At 43.4% G+C, this 17,296-nt stretch carries 18 protein-coding genes; 10 read left to right on the forward strand and 8 right to left on the reverse strand.

From position 1 onward, the window contains the following. Positions 1–8: 8 nt before the first annotated feature. The 3 genes from KIH87_RS07470 to KIH87_RS07480 all read left to right on the forward strand — a co-directional run bounded on the left by KIH87_RS07470 (position 9) and on the right by KIH87_RS07480 (position 2,856). Positions 9–1,055, forward strand: a complete 1,047-nt coding sequence (locus KIH87_RS07470) for an RDD family protein (protein ID WP_232360902.1) — start codon at positions 9–11, stop codon at positions 1,053–1,055. Positions 1,056–1,147: 92 nt separating this feature from the next. Continuing rightward, complete coding sequence (locus KIH87_RS07475; protein WP_232360903.1) at positions 1,148–2,266, forward strand: AAA family ATPase; 1,119 nt, start codon at positions 1,148–1,150, stop codon at positions 2,264–2,266. Continuing rightward, a complete protein-coding gene (locus KIH87_RS07480; RefSeq protein ID WP_232360904.1) occupies positions 2,260–2,856 on the forward strand; it encodes a DUF4276 family protein in 597 nt (198 codons plus the stop codon). Before KIH87_RS07475 ends, KIH87_RS07480 begins: the two co-directional genes overlap by 7 nt. A gap of 90 nt (positions 2,857–2,946) precedes the next feature. Here KIH87_RS07480 and ychF read toward each other — a convergent pair whose 3' ends face one another. The 7 genes from ychF to lolB all read right to left on the reverse strand — a co-directional run bounded on the left by ychF (position 2,947) and on the right by lolB (position 8,681). Further along, positions 2,947–4,038 carry a redox-regulated ATPase YchF gene (gene ychF, locus KIH87_RS07485; RefSeq protein WP_232360905.1) on the reverse strand — a complete coding sequence of 364 codons (1,092 nt, stop codon included), beginning with the start codon at positions 4,036–4,038 and terminating at the stop codon, positions 2,947–2,949. Between the two features lie 31 nt (positions 4,039–4,069). Next, on the reverse strand, positions 4,070–4,654 hold the full coding sequence (gene pth, locus KIH87_RS07490) for an aminoacyl-tRNA hydrolase (protein WP_232360906.1): 585 nt from the start codon (positions 4,652–4,654) through the stop codon (positions 4,070–4,072). Positions 4,655–4,659: 5 nt separating this feature from the next. Then, positions 4,660–5,280 carry a 50S ribosomal protein L25/general stress protein Ctc gene (locus KIH87_RS07495; RefSeq protein WP_232360907.1) on the reverse strand — a complete coding sequence of 207 codons (621 nt, stop codon included), beginning with the start codon at positions 5,278–5,280 and terminating at the stop codon, positions 4,660–4,662. 224 nt (positions 5,281–5,504) lie between these two features. After that, on the reverse strand, positions 5,505–5,966 hold the full coding sequence (locus KIH87_RS07500; RefSeq protein ID WP_232360908.1) for a hypothetical protein: 462 nt from the start codon (positions 5,964–5,966) through the stop codon (positions 5,505–5,507). Continuing rightward, complete coding sequence (locus KIH87_RS07505) at positions 5,956–6,903, reverse strand: ribose-phosphate pyrophosphokinase (protein WP_232360909.1); 948 nt, start codon at positions 6,901–6,903, stop codon at positions 5,956–5,958. Before KIH87_RS07505 ends, KIH87_RS07500 begins: the two co-directional genes overlap by 11 nt. A gap of 255 nt (positions 6,904–7,158) precedes the next feature. Next, the gene (gene ispE / locus KIH87_RS07510) at positions 7,159–8,016 is read right to left on the reverse strand and encodes a 4-(cytidine 5'-diphospho)-2-C-methyl-D-erythritol kinase (protein WP_232360910.1); all 858 of its coding nucleotides are present in this window, start codon (positions 8,014–8,016) and stop codon (positions 7,159–7,161) included. Beyond that, on the reverse strand, positions 8,001–8,681 hold the full coding sequence (gene lolB / locus KIH87_RS07515; protein ID WP_232360911.1) for a lipoprotein insertase outer membrane protein LolB: 681 nt from the start codon (positions 8,679–8,681) through the stop codon (positions 8,001–8,003). The genes ispE and lolB overlap by 16 nt, the downstream gene beginning before the upstream one ends. 246 nt (positions 8,682–8,927) lie before the next feature. On the opposite strand from lolB, the gene hemA reads away from it, so the two are divergent. From hemA to kdsA, 7 genes are all read left to right on the forward strand, one after another. Beyond that, positions 8,928–10,184, forward strand: coding sequence for a glutamyl-tRNA reductase (hemA, locus tag KIH87_RS07520; protein WP_232360912.1), 1,257 nt, complete (start codon positions 8,928–8,930; stop codon positions 10,182–10,184). Between the two features lie 14 nt (positions 10,185–10,198). Then, entirely contained in the window at positions 10,199–11,287 is a 1,089-nt protein-coding gene (gene prfA / locus KIH87_RS07525; RefSeq protein ID WP_232360913.1) for a peptide chain release factor 1, read from the forward strand. A 68-nt stretch (positions 11,288–11,355) separates the two neighbouring features. Next, positions 11,356–12,231 carry a peptide chain release factor N(5)-glutamine methyltransferase gene (gene prmC, locus KIH87_RS07530; protein ID WP_232360914.1) on the forward strand — a complete coding sequence of 292 codons (876 nt, stop codon included), beginning with the start codon at positions 11,356–11,358 and terminating at the stop codon, positions 12,229–12,231. Between the two features lie 66 nt (positions 12,232–12,297). Further along, the gene (locus KIH87_RS07535) at positions 12,298–13,842 is read left to right on the forward strand and encodes a DUF3369 domain-containing protein (RefSeq protein ID WP_232360915.1); all 1,545 of its coding nucleotides are present in this window, start codon (positions 12,298–12,300) and stop codon (positions 13,840–13,842) included. Positions 13,843–13,954: 112 nt separating this feature from the next. After that, the gene (locus KIH87_RS07540) at positions 13,955–14,332 is read left to right on the forward strand and encodes a SirB2 family protein (RefSeq protein WP_232360916.1); all 378 of its coding nucleotides are present in this window, start codon (positions 13,955–13,957) and stop codon (positions 14,330–14,332) included. A 361-nt stretch (positions 14,333–14,693) separates the two neighbouring features. Continuing rightward, positions 14,694–15,506: a SirB1 family protein gene (locus KIH87_RS07545; RefSeq protein ID WP_232360917.1), complete on the forward strand. Its 813-nt coding sequence runs from the start codon at positions 14,694–14,696 to the stop codon at positions 15,504–15,506. A 160-nt stretch (positions 15,507–15,666) separates the two neighbouring features. Beyond that, the gene (kdsA, locus tag KIH87_RS07550) at positions 15,667–16,515 is read left to right on the forward strand and encodes a 3-deoxy-8-phosphooctulonate synthase (RefSeq protein WP_232360918.1); all 849 of its coding nucleotides are present in this window, start codon (positions 15,667–15,669) and stop codon (positions 16,513–16,515) included. Between the two features lie 354 nt (positions 16,516–16,869). On the opposite strand, the gene KIH87_RS07555 is transcribed toward kdsA, so the two are convergent. Further along, entirely contained in the window at positions 16,870–17,151 is a 282-nt protein-coding gene (locus tag KIH87_RS07555; RefSeq protein WP_232360919.1) for a hypothetical protein, read from the reverse strand. Between the last annotated feature and the right edge of the window lie 145 nt (positions 17,152–17,296).

Raw genomic sequence — 17,296 nt, forward strand, 5'->3', positions numbered from 1 at the left:
AAGGTTCTATGGAAGAGAAAAATAAAGCAAATAAGGAAAGTCCAAATAAGGGAAGTAACAACAAAGAAGATAAGAATATCGTTACGCCTTATGCCTTTGGGGTTGCCGAGCATTTATTGGGAACTCCTCTGGCAACACCAACCCGGCGATTGATAGCCATCATCATCGATATGTCACTGGTTGGTCTACTGACTTACTTCAATGAACATATTCTATTAGGCGTACTTGCCTGGTTTTGTTTTGTTTCCAGCAAACGTCCCCGTTTTCAAAACAAAGCAACCCGGCGCAAACTTTTGCGAGGCACAGGATATTTCCTCGCTTTTGCCTTTGTGCTTGGAACCATAGAAACCATTGTGCAAAACCTCGATGCCTTTTCGTCGGATAAACTCTCTCAAATCAAACAACAAGTGCAGCAGGAACTTGAGTCAGAAGAAAAAACTCAGCAAGCACAAACGACTGAATCAGTGGCAAAATCCGAGTCTGTGGTTGATGTAAAATCAATTGAACAGGCATTAAAAAAGCGCCTGGCAGAAAAGCAGATTAACCAGGAAGATAAGCAGACAGAGGCTGGAGCGGAGAATGCTGAGAATACGGGGAATGCTGAAAATACGGAGAGTAAGGATCTCACATTTTATCTGGACGGCGAGGGTATGAGGATCAGGCCAGTAGATACAGACGGCAACATCATTAAGACTGGTAACAGTTCTGATAATGAAAACAAAGATGCCAAGCAACCACCAAGCCTTTTAGACTGGATACAAGGCTTATTAGCCGATCTCGGTATAAGTTTTGGTTGGGCGGCGGCCTACTATAGCTTTACCACTGCTTGGTATCACGGACAAACACCGGGTAAAAGGCTGGTGGGTATTAAGGTCATCAAACTCGACGGTAGCGAGCTTACCTTATGGGAAGCCTTCGGACGTTACGGCGGCTACGGCGCAGGACTTGCCACCGGGTTACTGGGTTTTATCCAGATCTTCTGGGATGCCAACAGGCAAGCAATACAGGATAAGATTTCAGAGACTTTGGTGATAATAAGCCCAAAAGTGGAATGAGGGGACAAAATCAGATGGCGAATTCGCATATTAAATATGTTTTAATGCTTCTTATTATACTTCCCTATCTTTTGGAGTTTTGTTAAGCGCTTATGGCAGACAATAATCGGCATTTGGAACATCTTGTTGTAAAGGGATTTAAATCCATAAAGGATTTGGAACTAGATATGAAGCCAATCAACATACTTATTGGTGCAAATGGTTCCGGTAAATCAAACTTCATTTCCTTGTTTTCGTTTCTGCGCAATTTATCTGAAGGGAAGCTGCAAACCTATGTGGAAAAGCGTGGTTTTGCCAACAGTTTCTTCCATTTTGGCGCGAAAACGACACAGTTAATTACGATAGATATTGATGTTGGGTACAATGGTTATCATGTTGAGTTTGAGCATGGCGCGAGTAACGATTCATTGGTATTTACAAATGAATACTGCACGATTAAGAGCTCAAATAGACACTTTAAAATCAAAGGTAATAAAGGTGAAAGCGGCTTGCTACCGGGAAGTGAGGCCGATAGCAGTTATGTCAGAAAATATACAAGGGAATATATGGAGCAATGCCGTGTCTATCATTTTCATGACACCTCTGACAGTGCTGCGTTCAAGAATGCGGTAAGCGTCGATGCTTCGGATTATTTGTATTCTAATGCTGGAAACCTGGCTGCTTTCCTTTTAAGGCTTAAAAATTCGGATGACGATGAGTTTACAAAGAGTTATTTGGACATCGTCTCAGCGATTAGAACAGTAGCACCTTACTTTCATGATTTTTATCTTGAGCCTCGAGGTACTGAGGGGCAGGAAAAATTACTATTAAAATGGTTACATCGAGAACATGACGAACCATTTTCAGCGTTGCAACTATCTGATGGAACAGCTCGTTTTATCTGTATGGCGACACTTTTTCTACAGCCTGCATCGTTGCGTCCTCGGTCAATTATTTTGGATGAACCTGAATTAGGTTTACATCCAGCAGCCTTGGAAGTGCTTGCAGATTTAGTTAAATCTGTATCGTCTAGCAGTCAAGTGATCTGTTCAACTCAATCTGTGACATTTGCGAATCAATTCGAGGCCAAAGATTTCATTGTTGTGGATCAGGAACAAGGAGTATCCAAGTTTAAACGGGTGGATGAAGAGGCATTGAAGGACTGGCTGGAAGATTATGCGATGGGTGATATTTGGAATAAGAATCTGGTTGGAGGAAGACCTGAATGGTGAGGGTAGGGATATCTGTAGAAGGAGTAACGGAAGAACGATTTGTAACGTCAGTGTTATCACCTTATTTGGCTCAAAAAGAGGTTTTTATTACGGCCATTAATATGGGCGGAGATGTGAAGCTGGATCGTATTGCAAGCGAAGTTAGAAGACTTGCCAATAGTTTTGACTTTGTTACCACGCTTTATGATTTTTATGGATTTAAGAAAGTTTCTGCATCCGAAACCAAAGCCTCTTTAGAAGCGAAGATCCTTGAGAGAGTTCCTGATGGCGTAAAGTCAAAGTTAATCCCATATGTACAAATGTATGAATTTGAAGGATTGCTGTTTAGTTCACCTGAAGCAATGCAGAGTGTACTGCAAGAACCGGGTGTGAGGGGATGGGCTGAATCAGTATTGCAAGATTTTGATTATGATCCTGAGAAAATAAATAATTCAAGAGAGACTGCCCCCTCCAAGCGGCTCATCAGTAATACTAAATACCGTAAAACAACCCATGGGCCAGATATTGCCAAACAAACAAGCATTGACGTTATACGTCATAAGTGCGCTGGATTTAATGAATGGGTGGGTAAATTGGAAGTATTGAGCTAATACTAAAAAGAGCCTTTCGGCTCTTTTTTAAATTTGTCTTCGATAAATCTTCAGATAGCTATATGTTAAATCTAAAGCGTTAAATCTAAACTAAACGTTAAATCTAAAGTGGATAACGTCGCCGTCTTTGACTAAATAGTCTTTACCTTGCAGGTTCCATTTGCCAGCGTCTTTCGCACCTTGTTCGCCTTTACAGGCGATATAGTCGTTGTATCCGATGACTTCTGCGCGGATAAAGCCTTTTTCAAAGTCGGTGTGGATTTTACCGGCTGCCTGAGGGGCGGTTGAGCCGTCAGGGAAGGTCCAGGCGCGAACTTCTTTTACTCCAGCTGTGAAGTAGGTTTTCAGGTTAAGTAGGTCGTAACCTGCGCGAATAACGCGGTTTAAGCCTGGTTCTTCCAAGCCCATGTCAGCCATGAACTCGTCACGCTCTGCGTCATCCAGCTCGGCAATTTCGGATTCAATGGCGGCGCAAACGGCTACGACAACGGCCTTTTCTTCTTCCGCAATGGCGCGTACCTGATCCAGATAAGGGTTATTCTCAAAACCGTCTTCATTGACGTTGGCAATGTACATGGTCGGTTTTAAGGTCAGGAAGTTCATGTAAGCAATAGCGGCGGCTTCTTCTTTATCCAGCTCAACTGCTCGTAATGCTTTACCTTCGTTCAGGTAAGGAAGTAGTTTTTCCAGAACCGCTAATTCAAATTTGGCATCTTTATCGCCACCTTTGGCGCGTTTGCCAACACGGATAATGGCTTTTTCCGTGGTTTCCAAATCAGCAAGAGACAACTCAGTGTTAATAACGTCGATGTCATCTTTGGGATTCACTTTACCGGCAACGTGGACAATGTTGTCGTTTTCAAAACAACGAACAACGTGGCCAATGGCTTCGGTTTCACGGATGTTTGCCAGGAATTTATTACCCAAGCCTTCGCCTTTGGATGCGCCTGCCACCAAGCCCGCGATATCAACGAATTCCATTGTTGTTGGAATGACACGTTGAGGATTAACGATGGCAGACAATGCGTCCAGACGAGGGTCAGGAACAGGTACTACGCCCGTATTGGGTTCGATAGTACAAAATGGAAAGTTGGCTGCTTCGATACCTGCTTTGGTCAACGCATTAAATAGTGTGGATTTGCCTACGTTGGGTAGCCCCACAATTCCGCATTTGAATCCCATTTATTTGTTCCTGTTGGTTTTGGCTTGAGGTCTATTCGGCTTTAAAGCTGTGTAGACGATTCATTGCCGATTTTAAGTCTTGTTTCAATAACACTTCGGTACAACGTAACGCTTCGTCAATAGCTGCGTCGATTTTTTCTTGCTCTGCACTGGTTGCTTTGCCCAATACATGTCCGGTGACTTTGTTACGGTCTCCCGGATGACCGATGCCTATGCGTAGGCGATGAAAGTCTTTAGCATTTCCCATGCTGGCGACGATGTCGCGAATACCATTTTGAGTGGAGCTGCCGCCAGTTTTGAATTTGGCAATTCCGGGTGGTAAGTCGAGCTCGTCGAATGCGACTAATATCTGCTCAGGGGAAATACGATAGAATTTTGCGAGTGCTCCTACTGATTGACCGCTTTTGTTCATGTAAGTCGTGGGGATCAATAGGCGTACTTCTTGTCCGGCAATGATGCCGCGTCCCGTAAAGCCCTGAAATTTGCCTTCCAGTTTTAGGGGAATGTTGTGCCTGTCTGCCAGCCTTTCGACAAACCAGCTTCCGGCGTTGTGTCTGGTATGCTGATATTCGGGGCCTGGATTACCCAGGCCCACGATAAGTTGGATATCAGCCAAGCTGATTATTCCGCAGCTTCATCAGCAGCGTCGTCACTACCGCCTTTAGCGCCTTTAATGGTCACAACCGCTTGGTCGTGGTCTGCGCCTTTAGCCAGCTCAACCAAAGTAACGCCTGAAGGCAATTTCAGATCAGACATATGGATAGTTTGATCTTTTTCTACGTCAGCCAAATCAACTTCGATGAATTCTGGCAAGTCCGCAGGCAAGCAAGAAACTTCAACATCATTCAAATGGTGCTCAGCGTGACCGCCTTGCATTTTCACGCCTTTACAAGTGTCTTCGTTAATGAAGTGCAAAGGAACGTGAGTAGTAATTGCGTGAGAAGCATCTACACGTAGGAAGTCCATGTGTAATACTTTTGGCTTGTATGGGTGACGTTGCATGTCTTTTATCAAGGCTTCAACTTTTTCACCGCCAATATTCAAGGTCAAAACGTGAGAATAGAAAGCTTCAAATTCTTGAGCTTGAATAACTTTGTTGTGATCCAAAGTAAGTGATACCGCTTCTTTATCAGCGCCGTAAAGAACCGCAGGAACTTTTTCTGCATGACGTAGGCGGCGGCTCGCACCTTTCCCTATATCAGTACGGATTTCTGCGTCCAAAGTAAAAATTGCATTTGACATTATTTTCTCCAAATTTAATTGAGATAGCCTTTGCGACCAAGGCTATCGCGAGCCCTGTTTCTGATGGTTTGACGACATTTTCAATGTATTGATCAAATATCAGGCAAACATGAAATAGGGCAGTCCCTCTCAAAAAGGGCGGCGCATTCTACCACTTGAGAATAGTCCAGACAAGCTATGGAGCAGATAATTTCAGCCTTTTACAAGAACGCAAGATGGTTCTGTTACAGGCGATCGTCTTTGGGAGGTGTACGTCCGATAAGTTGAATATCGATAATTTCGATGGGCGTGCCGTGCATGGCAATAGTACGTACCATAGGCTTTAGCATGGCGCGTATTTCAACTCTTAGGCCGCTACGCTTAAATTCTTCGTCCAGATTAAGCGGATAATAGTGCTTGCCGTCATCTGAATAGAAAGCAAAAAAACCGCCTTCCAAGCCTTTATAAACAATCTCCCCAGTAGCATGAAGCTCAACAGAAGGGGGTGTTTCTGGTTTAGTGCCAGGTTTGATAGTGGACTCTTTCGTATTTGCCGTGCCTGGCTCTGATGATAGCTGAGTTTGCGAGCATCCGGTAGCGTTAAGCAAAAACAGCGCAGTTAAAAAGAGCAAGGGTGCAGTGGCACCTTTGCTCTTGATGAGTATGTTGCGGTTAAACAATGTTCCGGTTTCCGGATTAGTGTTCAAACATAGCTGAGATTGACTCTTCGTTGCTTAAGCGACGAATAGCTTCGGCCAGCATTTTTGACAAACTTAATTGCTTAACTTTGGTGACTTGTTGCATCTCTGCTGAAAGAGGGATGCTGTCAGTTACGATAATTTCATCAATGCAGGATTCCAGGATATTCTTTGGTGCATTGCCGGAGAATACCGGGTGTGTCGCGTAAGCCAATACGCTCTTCGCGCCGTTGGCTTTTAAGGCTTCCGCCGCTTTACCCAAGGTACCACCTGTATCAATCATGTCATCAACGATGATACAGTCGCGGCCATCAACGTCACCGATAATGTGCATTACCTGGGCTACATTAGCCTTTGGACGACGTTTATCGATAATGGCAAGGTCTGTGTCGTTCAACAACTTGGCAACCGCTCTTGCCCTTACTACACCACCAATATCAGGGGATACAACAACCGGATTTTTCAGTTTACGTTTGATCATGTCTTCCAGCAAAATCGGGCTACCAAAAGCGTTATCTACTGGTACGTCAAAGAAACCTTGAATCTGTTCGGCGTGCAGGTCGACTGTCATGACACGGTCAACACCCACATTGGAAAGGAAATCGGCAACAACTTTAGCGGTAATGGGAACACGAGCAGAGCGAACTCGGCGATCCTGACGGGCATACCCGAAATAGGGGATAACGGCCGTGATTCTGCCAGATGATGCTCGACGAAGTGCGTCAATCATTACAATAAGCTCCATGAGGTTATCATTGGTTGGAGCACATGTTGACTGGATGATGAAAACATCGGAACCTCGGACGTTTTCATGGATCTCAACGCTTATCTCACCATCACTAAAACGACCAACGCTGGCGTGGCCTAATTTGGTGTATAAACGATCGGCGACTTTCTGAGCTAGTTCGGGTACTGCGTTTCCGGCAAATAGCTTCATATCCGGCACTGTGTAAATCCTCGGAGTATGCTTTAGGAAACGGCTAGCGAGCTTTTTTAGGGGCGGGCGATTGTCAAAGCCTTACGGTTTGAAATCTGAGTGTCCCCGATTCGCTAACTAACTGTACCTAAATAAAGTTAACGTTCGGGGTTGTATGTTTTTGACTAAACTCATAGTAGTTGGCCAATTTTCACGCTTTAAACGTGACATACCCCAATGATTTGATTCTAAGTGAAATTATCGTTTAAATTTCCTGTCCCGTCGCTACTTTTTTAATAATTCTTGTAATTTTAAATGGACTGGCGAGATATTTACTCCGTTGGCAATAAAATATTGGCTATTGGCTGGCAGGAATTCTGCGGCTTTTCTAGCTTCTGCTTCATTGTTAAAACGGGAAAATAAACACGCCCCTGTACCTGTCATACGGGACGGCGCGTATTCTAACAATCTGTGTAATGTTTTTGCAATATCAGGATACAGAATACAAACCAAGGCTTCGCAGTCATTTTGGGTTTGGGAAAAAATATACTCTTCCTTGGTAATCTCAGGTGTGGCGCGGGGAAGGTCGGGATGATTAAAAACCAAACCCGTTGATACCTGTACACCAGGGTTAACAACCAAATAACAATTTTTTTCTAATTCAATGGGTTGTAGCTGTTCACCAACACCTTCAGCAAAAGCACTATAACCCTTAACAAAAACAGGGACATCAGCTCCCAGTTGCAAGCCTAATTCCTGTAACTCGGAATTATCTAATCCCAACTGCCAGTAATAGTTCAGAGCAATTAATGTGGTGGCTGCATCGGATGATCCACCTCCAAGCCCGCCACCTGTTGGCAGGACTTTGTGCAAGGTGATAGCGCAACCTTTTTTGCAGCCCGTGTGTTGCTGTAACAGTTTTGCCGCTTTATAGATTATGTTGTCCTGCAATGGTACTTCATTGTAGTTACTGGTGATGTCGATATTGCCATCATCTGTTGGCTGGAAAGTCAGTGTATCGCCATAATCCAGGATCTGAAAAATGCTTTGCAGGTCGTGATAACCATCATCACGACGTCTATTAATATGTAGAAAGAGATTAAGCTTGGCGGGAGCAGGCCAAGTGGTTAACTGAGGATCCATTTACTGATTCTTATCTTTATATTGTTGGGGTTGTGACTAAGTTTCAAATTATCAGGTAACCAAACCTTGTCTACCTGTTGAAAACTGTCGTAATGAATTTGCCAGCCATTTTCACGCTTTTGTTTTACCAATGAAGGCAAGCCTTGAGCCGATAGTTGATAGCTGAATTCATTATCTGGAATATAGCCTTTTACTAACTGTGGCAGCATTTTCACAGGGATATCCCAACCAGTAATTCGACGTAGTAAACGTTCAGGGTCGGTGTCCATATATGACTTGCCATCGAATTCCAACGTTGTGAAGCCATTGTCACTGGTCATTTCCAGCAAGGTAGATCCAATCAGGTTAGTGAGCACGATATGGGAACTGTCCGCCTTTTGTGACCAGTTTATATAAGCACTGAGTTTTTCATCCGGGGTTTTGATGGCTATGCGCCCTTGAAACTGCCAATGAGTAATACTGTTTAGCCATTGTTGGTGTTGAGTATTGTTTAAACTTTCAACCGGTTGTGTGGGAACCGTTGAACATGCGCTAACCAGAATTAATCCGATGACGACAATCGAGATTTTGACTTTGGCTGACAAGAGGCTTTCATTTAGTCTTCTTGAAATGCCGAGATTGTTGAGTATCAGCCCTTGCAATAACTGGCACAAAAAACGATTCATTAAATGATTCATTAAACAGAATTAGCGCATTTTTGTTCGAATTGGTGGGCAATAGTATATCAATTCTTCTTTATGCGTGAGGTAACTTTTAAAGGGCATAAGATTTTCGTACAATGCACGGCGCTCAATTCGGGCTACTTTATATTTTACCTGTTTTAATACTGTTTGAGCTTTATCAGGTAAGCCTGCGAATAGACGGATCAGGTTGGGTAGACGAATTGTTATGTGGAGATAAACCAAAATCTAATGTCGCTCGTCGTTTTCGGAATTAATCACAATACAGCACCTGTATCTTTGCGGGAAAAGGTTGCCTTTTCTCCGGATTCTCTGGTGGATGCATTACGTACTTTGCAGGATCACCCCGATGTGAGTGAGTCTGTTATTTTGTCTACTTGCAATCGCACAGAGGTATATGTGACCGCAGCGGAAATGTCGCCAGAGATGTTATGTGGCTGGTTGGCTGAATTTCACAGTCTGGATCAAGACAGTTTATGGCGGCATGGCTATGCTCATGTTGATTTGGACATGGTTAAGCATTTAATGCGAGTGGCAAGTGGACTGGATTCATTGGTGCTAGGTGAACCTCAAATTTTGGGGCAGCTAAAGCAGTCTTTTACCAGCGCCAGAAATGTTGGCACCGTCGATTCCATGTTCGAGCAGTTGTTCCAAAAGACTTTTGCAACAGCGAAAAGGGTTCGAACCGAAACAGAAATTGGCGCGAATGCGGTTTCTGTGGCCTTTACGGCGGTGCAGTTGGCTCAGCATATTTTCTCCTCTTTATCCGATAGCCATATTTTGTTGGTAGGGGCGGGCGAAACCATCGAGTTGGTTGCGACTCATCTTCATGAACACGGCGTGAAGAATATAACGGTTGCTAACCGTACCGTTGCCAACGGTAAAATATTGGCAGAGAGATTTTCAGGTCAGTTGATTACGCTGGGACAAATCCCGGCCACATTGTCCAAAATTGACATTGTTATCAGCTCTACCGCGAGCCAATTGCCTATTATAGGGAAAGGTTTGGTTGAGCGTGCATTACGTGAACGTCGTAGAAAGCCTATGTTGCTCATTGATTTGGCGGTTCCTCGAGATATCGAAGAAGAAGTTGCCGAATTGGATGATGCCTATTTATATAGTGTTGATGACTTGCAACAAATCGTGGAGCAAAATATTGCTTCACGAAAAGAAGCTGCAACGGAAGCGGAAAAATTGATAGCCGAGCAGGTTGAGCAATTTACTTTGTGGAATAACGCTCAGGGTTCGGTTGATATGCTGCGAAACTATCGTCAGCAAAGTGAGTTACAGAAAGTTAAATTATTGGAAAAAGCCCTTGCTCAATTGATCGATGGTCGCGAGCCGGAGCAGGTTGTCACCGAGTTGGCCAATAAGTTAACAAACAGCCTTATTCATGGGCCTACGGCTGCATTGAAAAAAGCAGCGGAAACTCAGGACAAAGACACATTAGCTCTGCTGCAAAATGCATTAGGGCTTAAGCACGAATAATTATCGGAACCGGAATGAAAGAATCAGTTGTTAGAAAATTGCAAGCCTTGGTAGAGCGATTTGAAGAATTACAGGCACTATTGAGTGAACCTGAGATTATTGCTGACCAAAACAAGTTCCGCGCCTTGTCGAAGGAATATTCACAACTGGAAGATGTGGTGAAAGGATTTAAAGATTACGAACAATGTCTGGATGATATTGAGACTGCCAAGGAAATGCTGGCAGAAGACGATGCAGAAATGCGTGAAATGGCCGAGATGGAAGTGAAAGAAGCCAAATCACGTATGGAAGAGCTTGAGCGAGAGCTGCAAATTTTGTTGTTGCCGAAAGATCCTAATGACGACATGAGCTGCTTTTTGGAAATTCGTGCTGGTGCCGGTGGTGACGAAGCGGCGATTTTCGCTGGCGATTTGTTCCGCATGTACAGTCGTTACGCTGAAAAGATGCGCTGGCGTATGGAAGTGGTCAGTTCCCACGACGGGGAACATGGCGGTTATAAAGAAGTGATCGCGAATGTGGTTGGTGATGGTGCTTACGGCGTATTGAAGTTTGAATCCGGTGGTCATCGAGTGCAGCGTGTTCCTGAAACCGAATCTCAAGGACGAATTCATACCTCGGCGTGTACCGTGGCGGTTTTGCCAGAAGTGCCAGAATCTCAAGCCATTGAAATTAATCCGGCTGATTTGAGGGTGGACACTTTCCGTGCCAGTGGCGCGGGTGGTCAGCACGTTAACAAAACCGATTCTGCTATTCGTTTGACTCACTTACCAACCGGTATTGTGGTGGAATGTCAGGATGAACGTTCTCAACATAAGAACCGTGCCAAGGCCATGTCAGTGTTACAGGCTCGCTTGAACAATATTGAGCAGGAAAAACGTCAGGCTGAAGAGGCTTCGGCTCGTAAACTGTTGGTAGGAAGTGGCGATCGTTCAGAGCGCATTCGTACCTACAACTACCCTCAAGGACGTGTGACTGATCATCGCATTAACCTGACCCTGTATCGCTTGGATGAATTTATTGAGGGCGACGTGGATTTGTTGCTGGAACCTATTCGTCAAGAGTATCAAGCCGATCAGTTGGCTTCTTTGTCGGAAGATGTGTAACCATTAGCATTTATTCTGGTTGCAGGTATGACTGAAAAGCCTTCGATGACAGGATATGCTCTTTGTGAATGAAACTTGTGAATGAAATGAATATTGCCCAGTGTTTAGCCTGGGCAAAACAAGTGCTATCGGAAGGTGAATCACCATCGATTGACGCAAAAGTGCTGCTATGTGATGTGCTAAAGCGTGACACTACATTTCTCATTACTTATCCCGAATATCAGCTTTCTGCTGAACAATTCCAACGCTTTCAAGCTATGGTGGCTCGGCGAGTAGAAGGCGAGCCTGTTGCCTATATTATCGGTACACAGGATTTCTGGACGCTCACCTTGAAAGTGAATGAACATACCTTGATCCCAAGGCCCGAAACCGAGTTATTGGTTGAGACGGTTTTGTCCCTGGTTACAAGTCATCCTCAGAATGAACAACAACATCCGTTAAGGATTTTGGATTTAGGTACTGGCACTGGAGCGATTGCGCTGGCTTTGGCTTCGGAATTACCAAAGGCACAAGTTGAAGCGGTTGACCGCATTCCAGAAGCGGTTGAGCTTGCCAAAGAGAACGCTTCTAATTTAGCCATCAGCAACATCAAGATCAGTCAAAGTGATTGGTTTGATAATATCACTGATGAGCCTTTTCATTTTATTGTCACCAACCCGCCCTATGTTGAAGCTGACAGCCCTTGGTTAGTGCAAGGTGATGTGCGTTTTGAACCTGCCAGTGCATTGACCTCTGGTGACGACGGTCTTGATGATATTAGGTATATAATCGAACAATCAAAGGGTAGATTACTACTCTCTGGCTGGCTGCTGATTGAGCATGGTTACACCCAGAGCGAAGCTATTCAGAAACTTTTTCAACAAGCTGGATACCTTAATATTACTGCTGTTGAAGACTATTCTGGTCATCCTAGAATTTGCTATGCCCAAAAGTGTGTTGCATAAAAACCACGAACAAGTTAGTTTTGAATTTGTATAACTTATGAGGTGAGCCACTTTAGAGGTGGGGGTATGTCTGACGATTTTCTTTTTGCTGATGATGTAGAAGAAGAAACGCTGCCAGAACGTGCTTCATGGAAGGTGCTTATCGTCGATGATGAGCCAGAAATACACGCAGTAACTAAACTGGCATTAAATGATTTTATTTTTCAAGATCGCGATATCGAATTTATCAGCGCCCATAGTGGCGAGGATGCTAAGCGGGTATTGCGTGAACATAATGATATCGCGGTTATTTTGCTGGATGTTGTTATGGAAACTGACGATGCGGGATTACGCGTCGCAAAATTTATTCGCGATGAAATAAATAACTATTTCACCCGTATTATTCTGCGTACCGGTCAGCCGGGGCAGGCGCCTGAGCTTGATGTCATTCTTAATTACGACATCAACGACTATAAATCTAAAACAGAATTAACATCACAAAAGCTGTTCACTTCGGTGATTTCGGCTTTGCGTTCTTATCGCGATATTATCAACCTGGAAAACAGTCGTAGAGGATTGGAAAGTATTCTGACGGCGTCTTCAAACCTGTTCAACCTTCGTACTTTAGATGGTTTTATGAATGGGTTGGTACAGCAATTAACATCCTTAATTGGTGGTGCTGCACAAGAGGTGTCCTATATTTCGGCTCCGTCTGCCAGCAGTGGGTTGGATGAGTTGGCTGATTATGTGTTGTATAAGGGCAAATGTGGTGATGACAAGGTTTCCGTTAATTCTGTATTGAATTCAGTTAATGACGAGCAATTGCAAGCGTGTCGCTCGGCTCTAGCCAACAAAAGTGTGGTGATTCAGGATGATTTTCTGGTGGCTTATTGCCACAGCAATCATCAACGAGGTTCTTTGTTATTGCTGACTGGATTGCCACGTCCTTTGGACGATTATGATCGTAATTTGATTGAGCTTTTTGCCAGCAATGTGCAGGTCGCTTTTGAGCAAGTGCAGCTGACCAGTGAAGTTGAAGCCAATCAAAAAGAGATATTGGAGCAAGTGAGTAAAGCTTTGGTATGTCGTTTGAGCGGTGGACGCCATATTCAGCGTGTTACTTTGTTATGTGAGTTGTTGGCTCAAAAAGCAGGTTTATCTCAAGATGACATTGATGTGTTGTCGTTAGCGGTGCGCTTACACGATATTGGTTCTTTGGTTGTTCCTGTTAACCTATTGAGTAAATCGGGGGAACTGGCTCCTGAAGAGATGGATTTGGTGCGTCAGCATGTTAGTGAAGATATTGCTGTAATTAAAGATGCGGAGCATCCTGTTATCAAAACTGCGGCGATGCTGGCTCGTGAACAGTATGAATGCTGGGACGGTTCCGGGTATCCCAAATCGTTGAAACAGGAACAGATACATATTTTTAGCCGTATTCTGGCGATTGTGGATGAGTACGATTCTTTGCGCAATGAAAAGTGTAAGCCGAAATATCGACCGTTGCCGGAAGTGGTGCAGTATTTTCAGTCTGCAAAAGGGAGTTTGTTCGATCCGCAGTTAGTGGATCTGCTCTTGTCGGACATTGAGCATTTTGAAGATATTATATCTAAAAACCCGGATTCACATTAAAAACTCCTCTTTTCTACATAAAAATTGAAGGTAACGATAAAGTTACCTTTAATTTTTCTTTCAATATCAGTACATTTGCCCACGGTAATTTCGAACTATCATCGAGGATTTTATGTACTTTTTCGTTAAACACCTGCACATGTCAGCGGTTGCTATTAGTTTATCGCTATTTATTCTGCGCTTTTACTGGTTAAACCGTGACCCGGAAAAGCTACAAAGAAAGTGGGTGAAGGTGGCTCCACACATTGTTGATACTATCCTGCTACTAAGTGCGTTAACGCTTTGCTTTATCATTCAGCAGTATCCGTTCGTTGATGCCTGGTTAACGGAAAAAGTGATTGGCTTGGTGTTTTACATTTTGATGGGGTTATATGCGCTTAAACTGGGTCGTAATATGTTGATGCGTTGGTTAGGCTTTTTGGGCGCGATTGCCTGGTTAGTCTTTATCGCTAAAGTGGCGGTTTTAAAGCATCCTATTTTATTTGGGTAACGCTTATCTGGTTCTGCCATCTACTTGCCTGGGTGGCAGATCGACTATTAATCCCCTGAATCTTCAATCTATTATCTCCTTTGTATCCTTTTCTCTATCTACGTTTTATCTCGCGGTATTGTTATTTCTGAAAAGGTTACAAATTTATGAAACTTTTTACCCTTGTGAATTGTCTGTATTAGAGTGGTTTTATTCTCGACTTGGTATTTTTTTCTCCGATTGAGCAGCTTTTGATAAAGCTTCTATTTTTTGTTCCGATAAGGTAAAGACACGGTTGCTCGTATTGTTTTTATTTACCACATTGTGGATAGGTTGAAGTCAGTATTGAGTATAGATTGTTTGGGTTTTATGGGGCGTATTGGTGCAGACAATTCATCAGGCAATAAAACAGCAGAATTCATTTATGGCAGGCTTGTATCTGGCTGAGCATTTTCAGTCTGATATTGATATTGGTCGCCATATTGTTCAAATCGAAGAATTTATTCACGGTGCGAGTGCCGCAGTTCAGAAAGCCTCATCCACTGAAGCAAAAGTGCAACAATACCTTGATTATTTCTATACCGAGTTAGCGTTTTCCGGTGATGAAAATCAGGCGTTTTCACCCAACTATAATTTTGTTGATAAGGTGGTTGATTATCGAACCGGCATTCCGATGACACTGGCTGTGCTGTTGTGTCAGGTGGGGAATGCTGCGGGATTGAGAATGCGTGAAGTGGCATTTCCCGGCCATTATTTAGTGCGCGTTGAAGTTGCACAAGGGCGTTATTGGTTTATCGATCCTGTTGATGGCAAGCATCTGGACTGGCATCAGCTTTTAGCTTTGTATCGTAGTATGACTGGGCATGATGAAGCGGAAAATGTGCCTTCGGAAGCGCTTATTCCTGTGGAATGTGAGAATACTGTCGTTCGTATGCTGCACAATATTAAAGGTGCATTTATCAACAATAAGCAGTATCAGGAAGCTTTGGAATGCACAGAATTATTGTTGGAGCTTTGCCCTGATGATCCTTATGAGCGCAGAGATCGCGGCTTTTTATTGCACCAGTTGGATTGCCCTCATTTGGCGTTGGCGGATTATCACTATTTCATTAAACATTGCCCTCAGGATCCTATTACGGATTTACTCAAAATTCAGATTAGCACTATGGGGCAGTGCGATATGATTTGGCATTAGGCAATTGCATCGTTCAATACCTAAGTGCAATGAGCTATTAAGTGAAACGATAAAGCGGCTCTCGTCAATTTCGTGATTTAAATCACAATCAGTCCTGCGTTTATTCTGCAAATCCGTTATCATCTGCCCGTTTCGTAAACTTATGTAATTACGGTGGCAGATGAATAATTTGAAAAGCATCCCGTTGGCGGGATTTGAGATTAACAATCAAGCTCCATTTGTCTTGTTTGGTGGCATGAATGTATTGGAATCTCGCGACTTGGCGTTGCAAATTGCCGAGAAATACAAGGAAGTCACAACAAAACTGAATATTCCTTACGTATTTAAAGCGTCTTTCGATAAAGCAAACCGTTCTTCCGTTCATTCTTTTCGTGGCCCAGGCCTGGAAGAAGGTTTAAAGATATTTGAAGAAATCAAAAAGCAGTTTGATGTTCCTTTGATTACTGACGTTCATGAACCGCATCAGGCTGCGCCTGTTGCTGAGGTTGTTGACGTTATTCAGTTGCCCGCATTTCTGGCGCGTCAAACCGATTTGGTTGTCGCGATGGCGGAAACTAATGCCATTATTAATGTGAAAAAGCCGCAATTTTTAGCGCCTCATGAAATGCGTCATATCATCAAGAAGTTCATGGAAGCGGGTAACGATCGTATTGTGTTGTGTGAGCGAGGAAGTTGCTTTGGTTACAACAATCTGGTTGTTGATATGCTGGGCATGGATGAGATGAAGCAGTATGCGCCTGTCATTTTTGATGCGACTCATGCATTACAAAGACCGGGTGGTCGTTCTGATTCAGCGGATGGGCGTCGTGCTCAGGCGACTGAGTTAGCTCGCTCTGGCATGGCGTTAGGATTAGCCGGACTGTTTATTGAAGCGCACCCGGATCCTGACAATGCTAAATGTGATGGACCTTGTGCGTTACCGTTACAACAATTAGAAGCCTATCTGCAACAAATGAAACAACTGGATGAGCTGATTAAGAGCTTTACCCCGATTAATACCGCTTCTTAATACCTGTAAACCTGAACAGATGTTTCTCGGCATGTTTTGAGAGACATCTTTTTCCTGCCCGATTTCTAATCTTGCTTTATTTACGCCTTCATCGCAGAAATATTGTCTACATTCGATGCTTTATGTTTAACTGAGGTTTGTTAGCTTGCAATGCAATGAGAAAGTATTGTTTGAGCGTTTGGTGTGAATGTTTTGAAGATGGATTTGGAATGAAGATTGATTCGGAGTGCAATGTGATTTCGGAATATCCCCACATGGCAGGGAGTACCATGCGGGGTATTTCGTGTCAAAAAACTGAAACTTTTTAGGTAAGACGGTACTTTGATACTCGCTTACGAAGTTAAAAAGCTCAGGTTACTCTGAAATTAAAGTCAGATTTGGTTTTTGTTTAGTGCGATCAAATTTCGCCATTGCCAGAAACTGATTAACGTTTTGTTCCAGGCTCATTGTATTTAGTTCTTGTTTAACGATAACCGGTACTTCTGGAGTCGCGATATCATTAATTGCTAATTCGATGTTGCTTGCAACTGCTTGGTGCAATTCCTGAGTATTAAACAGGTTTTGTTCAGCTTGTACGTTGTTGCTGATAACTAAAGCGGTTAAACTTGCGATTAAAAGAGTTTTTACAGATTTCATAGTTCTCACCTAAAGTAAAATTAATGTTAAAAATGACACGTAATTTGTTAACCGAAGCACTAAGTTTTGTTGAATCACTTGAAAAACTTGGTGTTTCAGAAGACATGGTAAATATATAACGGATCTCGGGCTGTGAAAAACGAGA

It is taken from the genome of Paraneptunicella aestuarii, from assembly GCF_019900845.1.
In the GTDB taxonomy this organism is placed as follows: Bacteria; Pseudomonadota; Gammaproteobacteria; order Enterobacterales; family Alteromonadaceae; genus Paraneptunicella; species Paraneptunicella aestuarii.